The sequence below is a fragment of the Jiangella endophytica genome, assembly GCF_003427025.1.
Lineage (GTDB): Bacteria > Actinomycetota > Actinomycetes > Jiangellales > Jiangellaceae > Jiangella > Jiangella endophytica.
Map to the genome: position 1 here is coordinate 190,984 of NZ_QVAI01000008.1, position 17,742 is coordinate 208,725.

15 protein-coding genes are annotated in these 17,742 nt (G+C 71.9%); 13 read left to right on the plus strand and 2 right to left on the minus strand.

Features of this window, described 5'->3' with window-relative positions; translation table 11 throughout:
- Positions 1-57: 57 nt before the first annotated feature.
- The 7 genes from DZA62_RS17935 to DZA62_RS17965 all read left to right on the plus strand — a co-directional run bounded on the left by DZA62_RS17935 (position 58) and on the right by DZA62_RS17965 (position 5,580).
- Positions 58-627 (plus strand): helix-turn-helix domain-containing protein, encoded by a 570-nt coding sequence (locus tag DZA62_RS17935; protein ID WP_116950275.1) that lies wholly within the window; start codon positions 58-60, stop codon positions 625-627.
- A complete protein-coding gene (locus DZA62_RS17940) occupies positions 624-1,010 on the plus strand; it encodes a RidA family protein (RefSeq protein ID WP_116950276.1) in 387 nt (128 codons plus the stop codon). The genes DZA62_RS17935 and DZA62_RS17940 overlap by 4 nt, the downstream gene beginning before the upstream one ends.
- Before the next feature lie 80 nt (positions 1,011-1,090).
- Positions 1,091-1,681 carry a type IV toxin-antitoxin system AbiEi family antitoxin domain-containing protein gene (locus DZA62_RS17945; RefSeq protein ID WP_116950277.1) on the plus strand — a complete coding sequence of 197 codons (591 nt, stop codon included), beginning with the start codon at positions 1,091-1,093 and terminating at the stop codon, positions 1,679-1,681.
- Positions 1,678-2,589, plus strand: coding sequence for a nucleotidyl transferase AbiEii/AbiGii toxin family protein (locus DZA62_RS17950; protein ID WP_116950278.1), 912 nt, complete (start codon positions 1,678-1,680; stop codon positions 2,587-2,589). The genes DZA62_RS17945 and DZA62_RS17950 overlap by 4 nt, the downstream gene beginning before the upstream one ends.
- 112 nt (positions 2,590-2,701) lie before the next feature.
- The gene (locus tag DZA62_RS17955; protein WP_116950279.1) at positions 2,702-3,658 is read left to right on the plus strand and encodes a hypothetical protein; all 957 of its coding nucleotides are present in this window, start codon (positions 2,702-2,704) and stop codon (positions 3,656-3,658) included.
- A gap of 115 nt (positions 3,659-3,773) precedes the next feature.
- The gene (locus DZA62_RS17960; RefSeq protein WP_116950280.1) at positions 3,774-4,451 is read left to right on the plus strand and encodes a D-lyxose/D-mannose family sugar isomerase; all 678 of its coding nucleotides are present in this window, start codon (positions 3,774-3,776) and stop codon (positions 4,449-4,451) included.
- Positions 4,452-4,494: 43 nt separating this feature from the next.
- The gene (locus tag DZA62_RS17965) at positions 4,495-5,580 is read left to right on the plus strand and encodes a GNAT family N-acetyltransferase (RefSeq protein ID WP_116950281.1); all 1,086 of its coding nucleotides are present in this window, start codon (positions 4,495-4,497) and stop codon (positions 5,578-5,580) included.
- Here the strand turns inward: DZA62_RS17965 and DZA62_RS17970 are convergent.
- Entirely contained in the window at positions 5,570-6,091 is a 522-nt protein-coding gene (locus DZA62_RS17970; protein WP_116950282.1) for an AAA family ATPase, read from the minus strand. The two genes, DZA62_RS17965 and DZA62_RS17970, sit on opposite strands and share 11 nt — an antisense overlap.
- A gap of 122 nt (positions 6,092-6,213) precedes the next feature.
- Here DZA62_RS17970 and DZA62_RS17975 point away from each other — a divergent pair, with 122 nt between their 5' ends.
- From DZA62_RS17975 to DZA62_RS18000, 6 genes are all read left to right on the plus strand, one after another.
- Positions 6,214-8,385 (plus strand): MMPL family transporter, encoded by a 2,172-nt coding sequence (locus DZA62_RS17975; RefSeq protein WP_408619081.1) that lies wholly within the window; start codon positions 6,214-6,216, stop codon positions 8,383-8,385.
- Positions 8,386-9,795: 1,410 nt separating this feature from the next.
- A complete protein-coding gene (locus DZA62_RS17980) occupies positions 9,796-10,806 on the plus strand; it encodes a LacI family DNA-binding transcriptional regulator (protein ID WP_116950284.1) in 1,011 nt (336 codons plus the stop codon).
- Positions 10,807-10,891: 85 nt separating this feature from the next.
- On the plus strand, positions 10,892-12,553 hold the full coding sequence (locus DZA62_RS17985; protein ID WP_116950285.1) for a glycoside hydrolase family 13 protein: 1,662 nt from the start codon (positions 10,892-10,894) through the stop codon (positions 12,551-12,553).
- 46 nt (positions 12,554-12,599) lie between these two features.
- On the plus strand, positions 12,600-14,009 hold the full coding sequence (locus DZA62_RS17990; protein WP_116950350.1) for an ABC transporter substrate-binding protein: 1,410 nt from the start codon (positions 12,600-12,602) through the stop codon (positions 14,007-14,009).
- A 39-nt stretch (positions 14,010-14,048) separates the two neighbouring features.
- Positions 14,049-14,936, plus strand: coding sequence for a carbohydrate ABC transporter permease (locus DZA62_RS17995; RefSeq protein WP_198663904.1), 888 nt, complete (start codon positions 14,049-14,051; stop codon positions 14,934-14,936).
- A complete protein-coding gene (locus tag DZA62_RS18000; protein ID WP_198663905.1) occupies positions 14,933-15,913 on the plus strand; it encodes a carbohydrate ABC transporter permease in 981 nt (326 codons plus the stop codon). The genes DZA62_RS17995 and DZA62_RS18000 overlap by 4 nt, the downstream gene beginning before the upstream one ends.
- A 21-nt stretch (positions 15,914-15,934) precedes the next feature.
- On the opposite strand, the gene DZA62_RS18005 is transcribed toward DZA62_RS18000, so the two are convergent.
- Positions 15,935-17,134 (minus strand): glycerophosphodiester phosphodiesterase, encoded by a 1,200-nt coding sequence (locus tag DZA62_RS18005; protein WP_116950286.1) that lies wholly within the window; start codon positions 17,132-17,134, stop codon positions 15,935-15,937.
- Between the last annotated feature and the right edge of the window lie 608 nt (positions 17,135-17,742).

Here is a 17,742-nt window from a genome sequence, read left to right on the forward strand (position 1 = left end):
CGCCGCCGTTCCATGTCAAACTCGCCCGATTGCCGCGATAGCGGATAGGGTTCCGCCATGGAGGACGACCTGCCAGAGCGGCTGCGCACCCAGCTCAAGGCCCAGCGACACCGGCGCGAGCTGAGCCTCGAGGCACTGGCCGCGGCCAGCGGGGTGAGCCGGAGCATGATCTCCGACATCGAGCGCGGCGCGAAGATCCCCACGGTCCTCGTGCTGGCCAGGCTCGCGACGGCGCTGGGCGTCACCGTCGCGCGCCTGCTCGGCGAGGACCAGCCGGAGCGGGTGATCGTCCGGCGGGCGGCCGAGCAGCCGGCCATCACCGACGCCGGCGGGTGGCAGCGGCGCATCCTCTCCCCCACGCTGCCCGGCGTCGAGTTCGAGTTCATCCGCACGACCATCCCGGCCGGCGTCACGCTCGGCTCGTTCAGCGCGCACGCGGCCGGCTCGCGCGAGTACGTCGCCGTCGAGACCGGCGAGCTCACCGTCACGGTCGACGGCGTCCGGCACCGGCTGGCCGCCGGCGACGCGCTCTATTACGCGGGCGACGCCGTGCACGCGTTCGCCAATCCCGGCACCACCGAGTGCGTCTACTACACCGCCATGCACGTCGCGAAGGAGCCCGCATGACCCTCGAACGGCTCGACCCCGCCGCCCTGCCCGCGGCGACCGGCAACTACACCCACGGCACGCTGGTCACCGGCGCCCGCCGCACGGTGTACGTCAGCGGCCAGGTCCCCTGGGCCGGCGACGACGGCCGGGTGCCACCCGAGTTCGACGAGCAGTGCCGGCTCACCTGGCGCAACGTGCTCGCCGTCCTGGCCGAGGCCGGCATGGGCGTCGAGCACCTCGCCAAGGTCACCACCTACCTGTCCGACCGGCGCTATCGCGAGGCGAACAGCCGCATCCGCGAGGAGGTGCTGGGCGACCACACGCCGGCGCTCACGATCATCATCACCGGCATCTACTCCGAGGACTGGCTGCTCGAGATCGACGCCGTCGCGGTCGGCTGACCACCGTGAACAGCAGCTTGGAGACGTCGCGGCGGATAGAAGTGTCGCACGGATGCGATATTCGTGCGACACTCCTATCCATGGCTCGATCGGCGCGCGACCTGCCGAGTACCTTCACCACCCGCGATGCGCTCGCACGTGGGGTGCATCCGCGCGATCTGTACCGCTGGCGCGACGACGGCCGGGTCGTCGAGCTGTCCCGGGGGGTCTATCGCAGAGCCGACGCGCCGGCCGCCACCTACCCGGATCTCCTGGCGATCGCGTATCGGGCCCCGCGGGCCGTTGTCTGCTGCGTTTCGGCCGCCGCCGTGCACGACCTCACCGACGAGCTGCCCGGTGTGGTTCAGCTGGCGGTGCCGAACCGCGACCGCCCGCCCCGCATCGCCTACCCACCCACCGAGGCATTCCGGTTCGACACCACGACCTTCGAGCTCGGGTTGTCGACCGTCGAGGCGGCGCCCGGCGAACCGGTCCGGATCTACGACCCGACGCGCACCGTCGTCGACCTCATGCGCCTGCGCCATCGGCTGGGCGAGCCGCTCGCGCACGCCGCGCTCCACCGCTATCTGCGGCGCAGGGACGCCAGGCCCGCGGAGCTGCTGCGCACCGCCGCACGCTTGGACGTCCTCGGGCCGATGCGGACCGCCCTCGACGTGGCGAGCGCAGGGTGACCGCGCCTACGCGGGCCACCCCGGCCGGACGCGCCTACCTCGACCTTCAGAACCGCGCACGCAGGGAAGGCCGCGGCACGCAGGAGCTGCTGACGTTGTACGTGGTGGAGCGGTGGCTGGCGCGGCTGAGCACGTCGCCGTACGCCGGCAGCTTCGTCCTCAAGGGCGGCATGCTCCTGGCAGCGTTCGGAGCCCGCCGGCCGACGGTCGACGCGGACGCGCTCGCGCGGCACATCGCCAACGACGCCGACACCGTCACTCGAGTCGTCGCGGAGATCGCCGGGCAGCCCGGCGACGACGGCGTCGAGTTCCTCCCGCTGACGGCGCAGGCGCGAGTGATCCGCGACGACGCGCTCTACTCAGGGGTGCGCATCGCCATGCAAGCCAGGGTCGCCAGCGCGGCGGTGACGTTCCGACTCGACGTCAACTTCGGCGACCCGGTCACGCCGGCCCCGCGCGCCGTCGAGCTCCCGCCGATCCGCCCCGGCACCGAGCCGGTACGTGTGCTCGGCTACCCGATCGAGACCGTACTGGCCGAGAAGATCGCCACCGCAACGCTGCTGGGCGCCACCAACACCCGAGTCCGCGACTACGCCGACGTGTACACGCTGACCGGCCGTCACGACCTCGACCACGAGCCCATGCGAGCGGCATTGCTGGCGACCACTTCGTTCCGCGGCACGCCGGCCGGACCCCTCTCCGCGACCGTCGACGATCTGGTGGAGCAGCGCCGGACCACTTACACCGCGTACCGCACGTCCTTGCGAGCCGACGGCACGCACCTGCCGGGCGACTTCGGCGAGCTGGTCGGCGAGGTCATCGCCTTCGCAGACCCGCTCGTGGCCGAGAACCAGCAGCTCACCTGGTCGGCCGGTACGCGTCGATGGGACCACCACGCGCGCGGCTGAGCCACGGCGTTCATGGACGTTTCATCCGGCCGCCGGGACGTGTTCCCGCGGCGGATCCGGGCGGGCCGCAGGCTGCTGACCCACCGACCCCCACCCACCACCGGAGGGCCCCATGATCCGCCGCAGGAAGGCCGCCGCCGCGTTCGCCGTCGCGACGAGCGCCGCCGCGCTGGGAACGTTGCTGGTGTCGGCGCAGGCCGCACCGGCCGCACCCGACGCCGGCCAGGTCAAGACGGCCGCCGCGGGCGCCGACCAGGTGCTGCCGGGCACCGAGGTCGCCCGCTACGACGCGTTCGACGCGAACCAGGGCGTGGCCGTCGACGGGCGATACTTCTACGCCGTCGACAATCGGAGCATCACCAAGCACGACCGCCTCACCGGCGAGCCGCTGCTGCAGTTCGCCGGCGACGAGGACGGCCCGATCGAGCACCTCGACAGCGGCGTCGTCCACAACGGGCGGCTCTACGCGGCGCACTCGAACTACTCGGAGTACCCGATGGAGAGCTCCATCGAGATCTTCGACACCCGCACGATGCGCCACGTCGGCACGCACAGCTTCGGCATCTACCGCGGCTCGCTGACCTGGCTGGACCACCACGATGGCGCCTGGTGGGCGACGTTCGCGAACTACGACCGGCTGCGCAACGGGTCGGAACTCCCGTACGGCGAGACCTACAACACGCAGGTCGTGAAGCTCGACGACGACTTCCAGGTGGTCGAGTCGTGGACCATTCCGAAGGAGATCCTCGACCGCTTCGGCGACATGAGCAACAGCGGCGGCTCCTGGGGCCCGGACGGACGGCTCTGGCTGACCGGCCACGACCTGCCGGAGGCCTACGTCATGCGGCTGCCGCGGGCCGGCGGCGAGCTGGAGTGGGTCGCGACGATCACACTCCCGGGCATCCAGGGCCAGGGCATCGCGTGGGACGACGCGCGGCAGAACTCGACGCTGTGGGGCATCAGCCGCGGCAGCTCCGAGGTGCTCAGCTACCGCATCCCCGTGCACGACATCGTCGAGTCGGACGAGGACCCGTGGCGGGTGAACGGCCCGGGCGAGTTCGAGCAGTAGCCCGGGGAGGTTCAGGAGGGGCCGCTCGATACGCCCTTCCTGAACCGCCGCCGGCCGAGCAGGCTCCTCTGCGGGCTACGTCGCCGCTCACCGCGGCCGGCTGTAGCCTGCGGCGATGGAGCGATCCCGGATCGACGCCGCCATCGACGGCGCCCGCGAGCTGGCCGCCGAGGCGGGCATCGCGTTGCCCGGCTTCGCCGCGTGGGCGCGGTCGGACTGGCTCGCGGCGGCGCCGGCACCGGCCGCGCGACCGGCGCTGGAACGCGGCCTGGGCTGGGACGTCACCGACTTCGGCCGCGACGACTTCGACCGCGTCGGGCTGGTCCTGTGCACGCTGCGCAACGGCACCCTGGCCGAGCGCGACACCGGCGCCGGGCAGACGTACGCGGAGAAGTTCCTGGTCGCGCAGGACGGCCAGGAGACGCCGATGCACCTGCATCGACGCAAGACCGAGGACATCATCAACCGTGGCGGCGCTGCGCTGGTCGTCGAGTTGCGGCCGGAGACCGGCGACGGTGACGTCGTCACGCTGGTCGACGGGCTGGAGCGGGCGGTCCGTGCGGGGGCGCCGCTGCGGCTGGAACCGGGGCAGAGCGTGCAGGTGCCGGCCGGCGTGTTCCACCGGTTCTGGGCCGACGGCGGGGTGCTGCTGGCCGGCGAGGTGTCGGCCGTGAACGACGACGTCGACGACAACGTCTTCCACGACCCGTCGCCGCGCTACCCGTCCGTCTCCGAGGACGCGCCGGCGCGATACCTGCTGGTCAGCGAGTACGCGGAGGTCCTGGCCGGCTGAAAATGCGGTGCGCTCGCCGGGCCGGGCGGGCTAGCGTCCGATCATGAGCACCGACACCGCCGTCACCGTCGACGAGCTGGCGATCCCGGCTTCCATGGACGTGCCCGAGGCCGCCGACTTCGCCGAGATGGTCGACGTCCGCAACGCCATCGAAACCCAGCTCATGGGCACCGACGCGCTGAACTACTCCGCTCGCGAGCTGCTGCCGGTCTACCAGGTGCCTGAGGACGACCCGATGCGGCTGTTCGTCGCCCGGGTCGGCGGCCGCATCGTCGGGCGCGCCATCCTGTCGTGGCAACCCGAGGAGGACGCGATCGCGTCGTGGCTCGAGGTCGAGGTGCTGCCGGAGTTCCGCCGGCGCGGTGTCGGCACCGCCTTGTTCGACCGGCTGACGGAGCTCGCGCTGGCCTCCGGCCGGCCCACGCTGCAGGCCGAGACCATCCACACCCGGCCGTCCACGGGGCGGCGCATCGACTCGCCGACCGGCTACGGCTGGCTCTCCGACGACGACCCCGGCGTGCGGTTCCTGCTCGGCCACGGCTACCAGCTCGAGCAGGTGGCCCGCATCAGCGCACTGCCGCTGCCCGCCGACGCCGCCCGGCTCGCGGAGCAGCGCGCCGCCGCCCAGGCCGCCGCGGGCGACGACTACCGCGTCGTCGCCTGGGCCGGCCCGACACCGGCCGACCGGGTCGACGACCTCGTCACGCTGAAGACGCGCATGAGCACCGACGCGCCCAGCGCCGGCATGGACTTCACCGAGGAGAAGTGGGACGCCGGCCGTCTGGCCCGCTGGGACGGCCAGCTCGCCGGCAGCGGCCGCGAACGCCTCACCGTCGCCGCCGAGCACGTCCCGACCGGCCGGCTGGCCGGCTACAACGAGCTCTCCCTCCCGGCCGACCGCGGCCGGCCGGTGAGCCAGGAAGACACCCTGGTCCTCACCGAGCACCGCGGCCGCCGGCTCGGCATGCTGCTCAAGGTGGCCAACCTGCAGCGGCTGGCCGAGGTGAGCCCGTCCTCGCCGATGGTCACCACGTTCAACGCCGAAGAGAACCGGCACATGCTCGACGTCAACGAGGCGGTCGGCTTCGCCCCCATCGGCTACGAAGGCTGCTGGAAGCTCACGCGCTGAGGGCGGCGGCGATTCGCTCGGCGACGGCGCGGGGCTCGGCGCCCGCGGTGTCGACGACGGTGTCGGCCGCGGGCCGCAGCCACGGCAGCGCCTCCGCGTACGGCGCCAGGTGGTCCAGCCGCCACTGCCGGGCGCCGGCCTCGACGGTGTCTCCGTCGATGCGCCGCCGCAGGGTGTCGTCGTCGGCGTGCAGGAGAACGAGGTGCACCGGGAGCCCGGCCTTCTCCAGTCCCGTCCGCAGCTCCTGCCAGTACGCCTCGACCAGCACCGACTGCGGCACCACCAGCGTCCCGCCGACGTAGGCGTGCACCTGGGCGGCGGTCTCGACCACCAGCCCGCGCCACGGCGGCCAGTCCTGGAAGTCGTCGACCGGGACGGAGCCGAGGACGTGGCGGAGCATGAAACCGACGTACTCGGAGTCGAAGACACGGGCGTCGGGCAGCAGCGCGGACAGCTCCTTCGCCGTCGTCGTCTTCCCCGCCCCGAACGTCCCGTTCAGCCATACGATCATGGGTCCCGAAAATATCCGGTTCGCACCGGGTTCGGGCGGCTCGGACACGCCTAGACTCGTGCGAGTCTGGAACTCCGACGGGGGGTCGGCGCGTGCCGGCCGAGGAGTGATGGGTCATGGCCATGACCACACGCGACAGCGACGGCACACCGCCTGCGGCAAGCTCGCGACGCCGACTGGGCCCGCTCGTCTGCGGACGCCGCAGCAAGTGGATCGTCCTGGTGTTCTGGCTGGTGCTGCTCGTCGTGGCGTTCCCGCTGTCGGCGAAGCTGACCGGCGCGCAGGACAACGACACCGCGTCCTGGCTGCCCGGCTCGGCCGAGTCGACCAAGGTGTTCGAGGTCCAGCAGGACGCCTTCCAGACCGGCGAGGAGCTGCCGGCCATCATCGTCTACGAGCGGCCCGACGGCATCACGGCGGCGGACCAGCAGAAGGCGGCCGCCGACGCGCGGGCGTTCGCCGGCGTCGAGCACGTCAGCGGCGACGTCGTCGGGCCGGTCCCGTCGGAGGACGGCCAGGCGCTGGAGGTCATCGTGCCGGTCGATCCCGGCGACGGTGGCTGGTTCGCGCTGGGCGAGTCCGTCGACGAGATGAACGACATCATCGGGGGCGGACCCGACGGCCTGAACGCGTACGTCGCCGGGCCTGCGGGCGTGTCGGCCGACTTCGCCGACGCGTTCGAGGGCATCGACGGGACACTGCTGTACGCGGCGATGGGCGTCGTCATCGTCATCCTGCTGTTCTCGTACCGCAGCCCTGTGCTGTGGATCATCCCCGTCTTCTCGGCGTTCACCGCGCTCACCGCCGCCCAGGCCGTCGTCTACCTGCTGGCCGAGTACGCCGGCGTCACCGTCAACGGGCAGACCGCCGGCATCCTGCTGGTGCTGGTGTTCGGCGCGAGCACCGACTACGCGCTGCTGCTGATCGCGCGCTATCGCGAGGAACTGCGCCGCCACGAGGACCGGCACGAGGCCATGGCGTTCGCGCTGCACCGCGCCGGCCCCGCCATCGTGGCCAGCTCCGCCACCGTCGCCGTCGGCATGCTGTGCCTGATGGCCGCGGAGATGAACTCCACGCGCGGCATGGGCCCGGTCCTGGCGATCGGTGTGCTCATCGGCGTGACGGCGATGCTCTCGCTGCTGCCGGCGCTGCTCGTGGTGACCGGCCGCTGGGTGTTCTGGCCGCTCAAGCCGAAGTTCGGGTCGGTGGAGCCGACGGAGCGCGGCTTCTGGTCCCGGATCGGCCGGACCATCGCGCACCGTCCGCGCACGGTGTGGATCGGCACGTCGCTGGCGCTCGGCGCGATGGCTCTCGGGCTGCTCAGCCTGAACACCGGCGTCATCCAGAACAAGGACGCGTTCATCGACACGCCCGCCTCGATCACCGGCGAGGACGCGCTGGCCCGCCACTTCCCCGCCGGAACCGGCAGCCCGGTGATCGTCATCGCCAACGCGCCCGAGTCCGACGCGGTGCGGCAGGCGTTCGCCGACACCAACGGCATCTCCGACGTGACCGAGCCGACGCCCGTCGACAACGGCCTCGTCTACATGGAGGGCACCCTCCAGGCCGCGCCGGACAGCCCGGCTGCCCAGGACACCGTCGAGGCCGTCCGCGACAGCGTGCACGCCGTCCCGGACGCCGACGCGCAGGTCGGCGGCAACACGGCGATCAACCTCGACGCTCAGAACGCGGCCTCGCGGGACAGCGCCGTGATCATGCCGCTCGTCCTGGTCGCGGTGTTCATCATCCTGATGCTCCTGCTGCGGGCGTTCGTCGCGCCGCTCATCCTGATCGCGACGGTGGTGCTGTCCTTCGCCGCGGCGCTCGGGTTGAGCTCACTGATCTTCGAGCACGTGCTCGGCTTCGCCGGCGTCGACACCGGCTTCCCACTGTTCGTCTTCGTGTTCCTCGTCGCACTGGGGATCGACTACAACATCTTCCTCATGACGCGCGTCCACGAGGAGGCCAAGCAGCACGGCACCCGACGCGGCGCCCTGATCGGGCTGGCAGCGACAGGCGGCGTGATCACGTCCGCCGGGCTCGTGCTGGCGGGGACGTTCGCGGTGCTGGCGACGCTGCCGGTGGTGGCGTTCGCGGAGATCGGGATCGCGGTGGCGCTCGGGGTCCTGCTGGACACGCTGATCGTGCGGTCCGTCCTCGTGACGGCGCTCAACCTCGACATCGGGCGGTTCATCTGGTGGCCGAGCGCGCTCTCGCAACGGCACGAGCCGCCGGCCGCCGTGGTGGCGGAGGAGCCCGGTGAGGTGCCGGAGGTGCCACGGCCCGTCCGGTGAACCCGCTGGCGGTCCGGCGCGGCGGGCTGCCCTGGGTGACTGGTGCCTGACGCGGCCGAGGTCGCCCCGTCCGCCGGCCTACGAAGCGGCCCCGGCCCCGGCCCCGGCTCGCCGCCTGCCGCCGATCGCGGCGACGTCTGTCGCGGCGACTCTGTCTGGCGATGTCTGTCGCGGCACGTCGGTCTGGCTGCGTGACCCACGTGTCGGTTGATGGGTATCGGTACGAGTCCCGAGTTGCCGCGGGTCGGCTCGGGACTCGGTCAGCCCGGCTCGGCCAAACTTCGGCTCGGCCAAACTTCGGCTCGGTCGGCTCGGTTCGTGCCGCCCGCGTTGCGCTCAACACCGCTGGGCCAGCCCACGCGGCGGACTGGCCTGCTCGGTCGGCTCACCTCGTTGGCTCGGCCGGCCGCTCGGTTCGCTCAACTCGCTCGGTTCGCTCGGCCAGCTGTCAGCGCGGTGCGCTCGGTCGGCGCGGTCGGCTTGGTCTGCTGGTGGGCCGGCGTTTCGTGGGGCCGGGTGGACGTGTGTTGGGTTCGTGCCGTTCGCCGTCCCCCTTGCTGCCCATGTTCTCAGCCGCGCAACCGCGCCTCAAGCGGACTGACGGGCGCTTCGCGCCGGCGTGGACCGCTTGACCCGCGATTCCGCGGCCAAGAACCTGGCAGCTATCAGGGGGACGGGGCGAGTCTGGACACACCTCGGGCTCCGCTGGCGTGATCCAGGTCCACCCGCCGACCCCGACCCGTGGCCCCACACGACCGCCGTCCCGGCCCAACCCTCCCGGAAATGATCACGTTCAGCAGGTGTGCTCCCGCTCCACCAGGCATGCATGCCTCGCAGAGCGAACACAGTCCTAGGCATGGCCCCCGAATCGCCGGAAAATCTCACTCCGTGGACACCACACCTGCCACGACGGGCACCACGAGGCCCGGGAACCACAGCCAACCCAGCCGACACCCGAGCGACGGGCACCGTCGCGCCGACCTCCAGAACGAGATGCCCGCTCCACGCCCACCAACGACCGCCACACCCGACAACGGCTATCGAAGACCACCGACCGCGCAGCGAGCACCCGCCCACCGGACCACCGGCCCACCGTGCACCCGCCCACCGGACCACCCGCCGACTGACGCACCCGCCCACCGGCCCACCGATCACACGGCGCAGCGGCGCGCCGACCAAACGAGAAGCCCACGTCCCCAACGAGCCGGAGCCCCACCCTCGACCATGATCATCAACCGTCAGCGACGCCATGACGTCGCCAACGGTTGATGATCATCGAACGGCGGCCGCCCGGCTGACGGCCGCACCCCTCCGAGAGCAGCCGCAGCGCGAGCCCCGGCCCGCTACCGGGCCAACCACCACCCGACGTCATGCAAACTTCTTGCGCAATCCTGTCGTATGCTTTCGCACATGGCTGGACGACTGACTGAGGTAGCCGCGAAGGTCGGCGTGAGCGAGGCGACCGTGAGCCGGGTGCTCAACGGCCGCCCGGGGGTGTCGGAGGCGACCCGCGAGGCGGTGCTGACGGCGCTGGACGTGCTCGGGTACGAGCGGCCGACAAAGCTGCGGGGGGAACGGGCGCGGCTGGTCGGACTGGTCCTGCCTGAGCTGCAGAATCCCATTTTCCCCGCGTTCGCCGACGTCGTGGGCGGGTCGCTGGCACAGCAGGGCCTGACGCCGGTGCTGTGCACGCAGACCGTCGGCGGGGTGTCGGAGGCCGACTACATCGAGCTGCTGTTCCAGCAGCGGGTGTCGGGGGTGCTGTTCGCCGGCGGCCTGTACAGCGGACGCAACGGCGCGCACGGCCACTACGCCCGCCTGATCGAGCGCAAGCTGCCCACCGTCATGGTGAACGCGGGCATCGACGAGCTGCCTTTTCCTCGCGTGTCCTGCGACGATGCGGTGGCGACGGAGCAGGCCGTGGGGCATCTGCTGTCGCTCGGGCACACGAGGATCGGCCTGATCCTGGGCCCGCCCGACCACGTCCCGTCGCAGCGGAAGCTCGCCGCGGCGCACACCCGGCTGGCCACCGCGGGCGTCGAACTTCCGGACGACCACGTCGAGAACGCGATGCACTCCCTCGAGGGCGGCCAGGCCGCGGCCAGCCGCCTCCTCCGCCGCGGCGTCACCGCCGTCATCTGCGCCAGCGACCCCATGGCGCTCGGCGCCATCCGCGCCGCGAAGCGCGCCGGCCTGCGCGTTCCGCACGACCTCTCCGTCGTCGGCTACGACGACTCCGCCCTGATGAACTGCACCGAGCCGCCGCTGACGACGGTCCGCCAGCCGATCGAAGCCATGGGCAAGGCCTCGGTCGACCTCCTCGTCGGCCTGATCAACGGGCACCGGGTCGAGTCCGACGAGCTGCTCTTCGAGCCTGAGCTGGTGGTCCGCGGCTCGACGGCGCCACCACCGCGCGAGTGAGGCCATCCGTCGTGACCTAATCGTATTCCTTCAATTTCTTGTTCATCTCTTGCGTGCCGATGTCGCCGTCGTTAACGTGACCGCCATGGATCAGCGACGCGTCGACGACGACGACTGGTGGCGCAGCGCCGTCATCTACCAGGTCTACGTGCGCAGCTTCGCCGACGGGAACGGCGACGGCACCGGCGATCTGGCCGGCGTCCGGGCCAAGCTGCGCTACCTCGCCGACCTGGGCGTCGACGCGCTGTGGTTCAGCCCGTGGTACCCGTCGCCGATGGCGGACGGCGGCTACGACGTGGCCGACTACCGGGACATCGACCCGGCCTACGGCACGTTGCGGCAGGCCGAACAGCTCATCGCCGAGGCACGCGACCTGGGCCTGCGCACGATCGTCGACATCGTGCCGAACCACGTGTCCGACCAGCACGCGTGGTTCCAGGCCGCACTGGACTCCCCGCCCGGGTCGCCGGCCCGGCAGCGGTTCTGGTTCCGGCCCGGCCGCGGCGCGGACGGCGTGGAGCCGCCGAACGACTGGAGCTCGATCTTCGGCGGCTCCGCCTGGACCCGCACCAAGAACGCCGACGGCACGCCCGGCGAGTGGTACCTGCACCTGTTCGCGCCGGAACAGCCCGACCTCAACTGGACGCATCCGCTGGTGTGGCACGAGCACGAGCAGATCCTGCGGTTCTGGTTCGACCGCGGCGCCGCCGGCGTGCGCGTCGACTCCGCCGGGCTGCTGGCGAAGCACGCGGACCTGCCCGAGATCGACCCCGGCCACGCGCCGGGCCAGCACGTGCACACCGACCGCGACGAGGTGCACGACATCTACCGCAGCTGGCGGCGGCTGGCCGACGGCTACCCGGAACCGCGGGCGCTGATCGGCGAGATCTGGCTGCCCGACCTCGAGCGGCTGGCCCGCTACCTGCGTCCGGGCGAGCTGCACACCGTCTTCAACTTCGACTTCCTGGCCTGCCCGTGGGAGCCGGATCGGCTGCGCACCAGCATCGAGCAGAGCCTGCACTTCCACGAGCAGGTGAGCGCCCCGGCCACCTGGGTGCTGTCCAACCACGACGTCACCCGCCCGGTGACGCGGTACGGCCGCGCGGACACGTCGTTCGCGTTCGAGACGAAGCGGGCGGGCACCGCGTCGGACCTCGTCCTCGGCCTCCGCCGCGCACGGTCGGCCGCGCTGCTGATGTTCGCACTGCCCGGATCGGCCTACGTCTACCAGGGCGAGGAGCTGGGCCTGCCGGAGGTCGAGGACATCGAGCCGGACCGCATCCAGGACCCCATGTACTTCCGCTCCGGCGGCGTCGACCCCGGCCGCGACGGCTCCCGGGTGCCGGTCCCGTGGAGTGGCTCCGCGCCGCCGTACGGGTTCAGCCCGGCCGACGCGACCGGCGAGACCTGGCTGCCCCAGCCCACGACGTGGGCGGACCTCACCGTCGAGGCGCAGCAGCGTGACCCCGCCTCGACCCTGCGCCTCTATCGGGACGCGCTGCGGCTGCGCAAGGCCGAGCCCGCCCTCGGCGACGGCACGCTGACCTGGCTGGACGCCCCGGCCGACGTGCTCGCGTTCCGCCGCGGCGACGACGTCGCGTGCGTCGTCAACCTGTCGCCAAACCCCGTCGGCCTGCCCGCGCACGAGGAGGTCCTGCTCGCCAGCGCGGACCTCGAGGACGGCCGGCTCGGCTCCGACGCCGCCGTCTGGCTACGCCTGCCCACCACCGACACCCCCGAGCAGTGACCCCGACAACGCCGCAACGCAGCGGCACCAAGGGATGGAGCACGAGATGAGCAGCACACGCAGACACCTGGGCGTCGTCGCCGCGGCGGTGATGGCGCTGAGCCTGGTGGCCGCCTGCGGATCCGACGACGATCCCGCGGCCGACGGCGGCAACGGCCAGCAGGACGACGGTGACGGCGGCGGCGACGAGCAGGTCACCATCAGCGTGAGCAACCTGCCGCCTGCGACGGAGTCCGCCACCCGCGAGGCGTTCCTCGCCCGCGTCGAGGAGTTCGAGGCGGCCAACCCGAACATCACCATCGAACCCAGCGAGTACGAGTGGGACGTGACGACGTTCGCGGCCCAGCTCGCGGGCGGCACGCTGCCGACGACGTTCGAGTTCCCGTTCACGGACGGCCAGGCGATGATCGAACGCGGCCAGCTGGCCGACATCACCGCCGAGGTGCAGGAGCTCCCCTACGCCGATGCGTTCAACCCGAGCGTCCTGGAGGTCGCGCAGGACGACAGCGGCGCCGTCTTCGCCGTCCCGACCGCCGCGTACGGCATGGGGCTGCACTACAACCGGGCCATGTTCGAGCAGGCCGGACTCGACCCGGACGCGCCGCCGACCAGCTGGGCCGAGGTCCGCGAGTACGCCGACGCGATCGCCGAGGCGACCGGCCAGGCCGGCTTCTCGCAGATGAGCCAGAACAACACCGGCGGCTGGATCCTCACGACGCTCACCTACGCGCTGGGCGGCCGCATGGAGGAGGGCTCCGGCGACGACGTCACCGCCACGCTGGACAACGACGGCACCCGGCAGGCGCTGGAGCTGCTGCGCCAGATGCGCTGGGAGGACGACGCCATGGGCGACAACTTCCTGTTCGACTGGGGCACCATCAACCAGGCGTTCGCCGCGGGCCAGGTCGGCATGTACATCGGCGGCTCCGACGTCTACAACAGCCTCGTGACGGAGAACAGCATCGACCCGAACGCCTACGGACTCACGGTGCTCCCGCTGGAGGGCGACGATGCCGGCGTGCTGGGCGGCGGGACGATCGTCGGCGTGCGGCCGGACGCCAGCGAGGCCGAGCGCGACGCCGCGGTGAAGTGGATCGACTTCTTCTACATGAGCAAGCTGACCCAGCAGGACGCCGCGTTGGCCGACGCCGAGGCCCTGGTCGCGACGGACGCGCCGCTGGGCACGCCGGCACTGCCGATCTTCGGCGCCGAGCAGCTGGCGGAGTCCGACGCCTGGGTGGCCGACCTGGTCAACGTGCCGCTGGAGCAGATGATGCCGTTCAAGGAGAGCATCCTGGACCAGCCGCTGGTGCCGGAGCCGCCGGTGCGCGCCCAGGACCTCTACGCCGAGCTGGACGCCGTCGTGCAGGCCGTGTTGACCGACGAGAACGCCGACATCGACGCCCTGCTCGAGACCGCCAACGGCAACGTCAGCTCGCTGGTCGAGGCCGGCTGACGTCACACCATCCACAGCGCCGTCGATGGGAGAACCGAGGTGAACGCGACCATCCGCTGGGTCCGGGGTGGCGGGCTGAGCACGCTGCTGCTCCTGCTCCCGTTGCTGCTGGTGTTCAGCTACTTCGCCTGGTTCCCCATCGGCCGCGCCGTGGTGATGAGCTTCCAGGAAACCAACCTGGTCACCGACCCGGCGTGGGTCGGCCTGGACAACTTCCGGCGGGTCCTCGAGGATCCGCTGTTCTGGACGTCGGTGCGCAACACGCTGTACTTCACCGGGCTGGCGCTGCTGTTCGGCTACCCGGTGCCGCTGCTGCTCGCCGTCGTCATGAGCGAGCTGCGCCGCGGCAAGGGCCTGTACAGCGCGCTGGCCTACCTGCCCGTCGTCGTGCCGCCGGTGGTGGCGGTGCTGCTGTGGCGGTTCTTCTACGACGCCAGCCAGACCGGCGTCTTCAACACGATCTTCGGCTGGATCGGGCTGGGGCCGTTCGCCTGGATCCAGGACGCGTCGACGGCGATGCCGTCGCTCGTGCTGCAGGCGACGTGGGCGAACGCCGGCGCGACGGTGCTCATCTACCTCGCGGCGCTGACCGGTGTGCGCGGCGACCTGTACGACGCGGCCGAGGTGGACGGCGCGGGGCTGTGGCGCAAGATCTGGCACGTGACGCTGCCACAGCTGCGCGGCGTGCTGCTGATCACGTTGATCCTGCAGGTCATCGCCACGTTCCAGGTGTTCACCGAGCCGTACCTGATGACCAACGGCGGCCCGCAGAATGCCACCGTCACCGTCCTGCTGCAGATCTACAACTACGCGTTCCGGTTCGGCGACTTCGGCGCGGCGACGGCGCTGTCAGTGCTGCTGGCGCTGTTCCTGGCGGCCATGTCCGCCGTCTACTTCCGGCTCACCCGGTCCTGGAGCACGACATGAGCGACACCGTGAAGGACGACGTGCGGGTGACCGCGCCCGCGCCGGCCGCCCCGGCGCCGGCCGGTCCCGGACGGCCTCGACGACCCGCGGCCGACGCGGGCGCGGAGCGCGGCATCCTGTCCGGCTTCGACTGGGGCCGGGCCGGCACCCGCTGGGGCATGCGCGTCGCCCAGGGCCTGGTGCTGGTGTTGCTCGCCGTCGCCAGCCTCGGCCCGCTGCTCTGGCTGGCCCGGGCGTCGGTCAGCACCACGCAGGACACCCTGCGCACGCCGATGGCGTTCTGGCCCAGCGGCCTGGACTGGGCGAACCTGTCCACGGCCTGGAACCAGGCGCAGATCAGCCACTACTTCACCAACACCGTGTGGGTCGCGCTGGGCTCCTGGTGCGTCCAGCTGCTCATCGCGACGACCGGCGGCTACGTGCTCGCGGTGCTGCGGCCTCGGTATGCCCCGGTGGTGACGGCCGCCGTGCTGGCCACGCTGTTCATCCCCGGCGTGGTCGTCCTGGTGCCGCTGTTCCTGACGGTGCTCGACCTGCCGGTGGTGAACGCGTCGCTGCTGAACACGTACTGGGCGGTGTGGCTGCCGGCCGGCGCGAACGCGTTCAACGTCCTGCTGGTCAAGCGGTTCATGGACGGCCTGCCGCGCGACGTCTACGAGGCGGCTCGCATGGACGGCGCCGGCCCGTTCCGGATGCTGTGGTCGGTGGCGCTGCCGATGTCCAAGCCGATCCTCGGCGTCGTCTCGATCTTCGCGTTCCTCAACGCGTGGAAGGACTTCCTCTGGCCGCAGATCGTGCTGCCGGAACCGACGCTGCAGCCGCTGTCGGTGCGGCTGCCGCTGATCCGCGACACCGTCGAGCTGGACGTCTTCCTGGCCGCACTGCTCATCTCGATGGCGCTGCCGATCGTGATCTTCCTGGTGTTCCAGCGGCTGTTCCTGCGGGGTGCCGGGCTGGGTGGCGCCGTCAAGGGCTGACGGCGCCGCCCGGCCGCCCGGCTACGGGACGAGGCGCGCGGCCGACGCGTGCACGGCGCCGTCGCCGCCGAACGTCACCCGGGCGCCCAGCCAGTGGCCCACCGGCAGCGCGACGCAGCCGCCGCGGCCGGTCGTCACCTCCGCGGACTTCGTGCCGCGCTCGAACCGCACCGGCTTGCCCGGGAAGCCGAACCCGTTGTCGGCGTTGACCAGGCAGATCTCGTCGACGCGGCCGCGCTCACCGCGTTCGACCTCGATCGCCGAGTCGACGGCCTCGCCCGCCGCGGCCACGATGAGGGCCGGCTGGTTCGTCTGCACACCGTCGGCGCCGATCGCGCGGGCCTGCAGGAACTGCGCGACCTCCTGCTCCGGGCCGGCGTCGTAGGCGTGCGGCATGACGATCGCGCAGGCGTCGTGGGCGGCCGCGATCGACTCCGGCGTGTACTCGTCCAGGCGCGAGCCGAACACCTTGAAGATCCCGGCGATCTCGTAGACCAGGAAGTTGGGCTCCCAGCGGTCCCGGTTGTAGATCAGCCGCGCGGCCGGCTCGGCGACGAACACCCGCGGGTCAGCCGAGTTGAAGATCGACCCCTCGATCAGGCCGTACTCGCCGACCAGTTCGGCCAGCTCGCCCTCCTCGGTGACCGACCCCTTGATGTCCAGCTCGACGCCCTTGCCGGCCTGCTGTGCGAGCGCCAGCACCTCCTCCAGCGACGCGACCTGAGCGGGGTCGTAGGCGCTGCCCTTCCACGGCGCGTAGTCGGCGGCGTTGAGCGCTCGGACCTCGTCGAAGGTGAGCTCGGCGATGTTGCCGGTGCCGTCGGTGGTGCGGTCGACGGTGGAGTCGTGCAGCGCGACGAACCGGCCGTCCTGCGTCTGCTGGACGTCGACCTCGACCAGGTCGACGCCGTAGGCGAACGCGTACGCGTAGGAGTCGAGCGTGTTCTCCGGTGCCAGCGTCAGCGCGCCGCGATGCGCCGAGATGACGGCGTCGGCCGAGCCCCGGTCCGGCGTGCCGGCGTCGGCCCACCGGTCCGGCTCGGGCACCTGGTCGCAGGCGGGCGGGTCGGTCAGCGGCCGGAGCTGAGCGAGCGCCTGCCGGTACTGCTCGATCCGCGGGTCCTCCTCGCCCTCGGCGCCGGCCTGTGTCGCGGCCAGCCCGGTGAGCAGCGCGATCGTGCCGACGGCCGCCAACGTCCGGCGCAGCGTCCTCACGGCCATGTCTGATCCTCTCGACGAGCGTGCGGGGGGCTCGTCGAGTATTCGCGCCGCCGTCCGACCTGCCGGTGAACCGCGGACGACGTCGGCACGGCACCCGCACGACGTTTGGATGCCGCCGTCCGACCGACCACCGTTCCATGATCATCAACCGTTGGCGACGTCATGGCGTCGCTGACGGTTGATGATCATGGTCGAGGGTGGGGCTCCGGCTCGTTGGGGACGTGGGCTTCTCGTTTGGTCGGCGCGCCGCTGCGCCGTGTGATCGGTGGGCGGGCGCGACGGTGGGCGGGCGCGACGGTGGTCCGGTGGGCGGGTGCGTCAGTCGGCGGGTGCGTCAGTCGACGGGTGGGCCGGTGGGCGGGTGCACGGTGGGCGGGCGCGACGGTGGTCCGGTGGGCGGGTGCGTCAGTCGGCGGGTGCGTCAGTCGGCGGGTGGGCCGGTGGGCGGGCGCGCCGGTGGGCGGGTGCGTCAGTCGGCGGGTGCGTCAGTCGGCGGGTGGGCCGGTGGGCGGGTGCCCCAGTGCGCCGGCGCGACGGTGGGCCGGTGGGCCGGCGCGACGGTGGGCCGGTGGGCGGGTGCTCGCTGCGGTCGGTGGTCGTTGATCGCT

What these genes read in the sequence shown, in the direction of transcription:
- DZA62_RS17970 (WP_116950282.1), bottom strand. Translation starts at nt 6,091, where the DNA reads ATGATCGTATGGCTGAACGGGACGTTCGGGGCGGGGAAGACGACGACG.
- DZA62_RS17955 (WP_116950279.1), top strand. Translation starts at nt 2,702, where the DNA reads ATGATCCGCCGCAGGAAGGCCGCCGCCGCGTTCGCCGTCGCGACGAGC.
- DZA62_RS17965 (WP_116950281.1), top strand. Translation starts at nt 4,495, where the DNA reads ATGAGCACCGACACCGCCGTCACCGTCGACGAGCTGGCGATCCCGGCT.
- DZA62_RS17975 (WP_408619081.1), top strand. Translation starts at nt 6,214, where the DNA reads ATGACCACACGCGACAGCGACGGCACACCGCCTGCGGCAAGCTCGCGA.
- DZA62_RS18000 (WP_198663905.1), top strand. Translation starts at nt 14,933, where the DNA reads ATGAGCGACACCGTGAAGGACGACGTGCGGGTGACCGCGCCCGCGCCG.
- DZA62_RS17990 (WP_116950350.1), top strand. Translation starts at nt 12,600, where the DNA reads ATGAGCAGCACACGCAGACACCTGGGCGTCGTCGCCGCGGCGGTGATG.
- DZA62_RS17980 (WP_116950284.1), top strand. Translation starts at nt 9,796, where the DNA reads ATGGCTGGACGACTGACTGAGGTAGCCGCGAAGGTCGGCGTGAGCGAG.
- DZA62_RS17935 (WP_116950275.1), top strand. Translation starts at nt 58, where the DNA reads ATGGAGGACGACCTGCCAGAGCGGCTGCGCACCCAGCTCAAGGCCCAG.
- DZA62_RS17945 (WP_116950277.1), top strand. Translation starts at nt 1,091, where the DNA reads ATGGCTCGATCGGCGCGCGACCTGCCGAGTACCTTCACCACCCGCGAT.
- DZA62_RS18005 (WP_116950286.1), bottom strand. Translation starts at nt 17,134, where the DNA reads ATGGCCGTGAGGACGCTGCGCCGGACGTTGGCGGCCGTCGGCACGATC.
- DZA62_RS17960 (WP_116950280.1), top strand. Translation starts at nt 3,774, where the DNA reads ATGGAGCGATCCCGGATCGACGCCGCCATCGACGGCGCCCGCGAGCTG.
- DZA62_RS17940 (WP_116950276.1), top strand. Translation starts at nt 624, where the DNA reads ATGACCCTCGAACGGCTCGACCCCGCCGCCCTGCCCGCGGCGACCGGC.
- DZA62_RS17985 (WP_116950285.1), top strand. Translation starts at nt 10,892, where the DNA reads ATGGATCAGCGACGCGTCGACGACGACGACTGGTGGCGCAGCGCCGTC.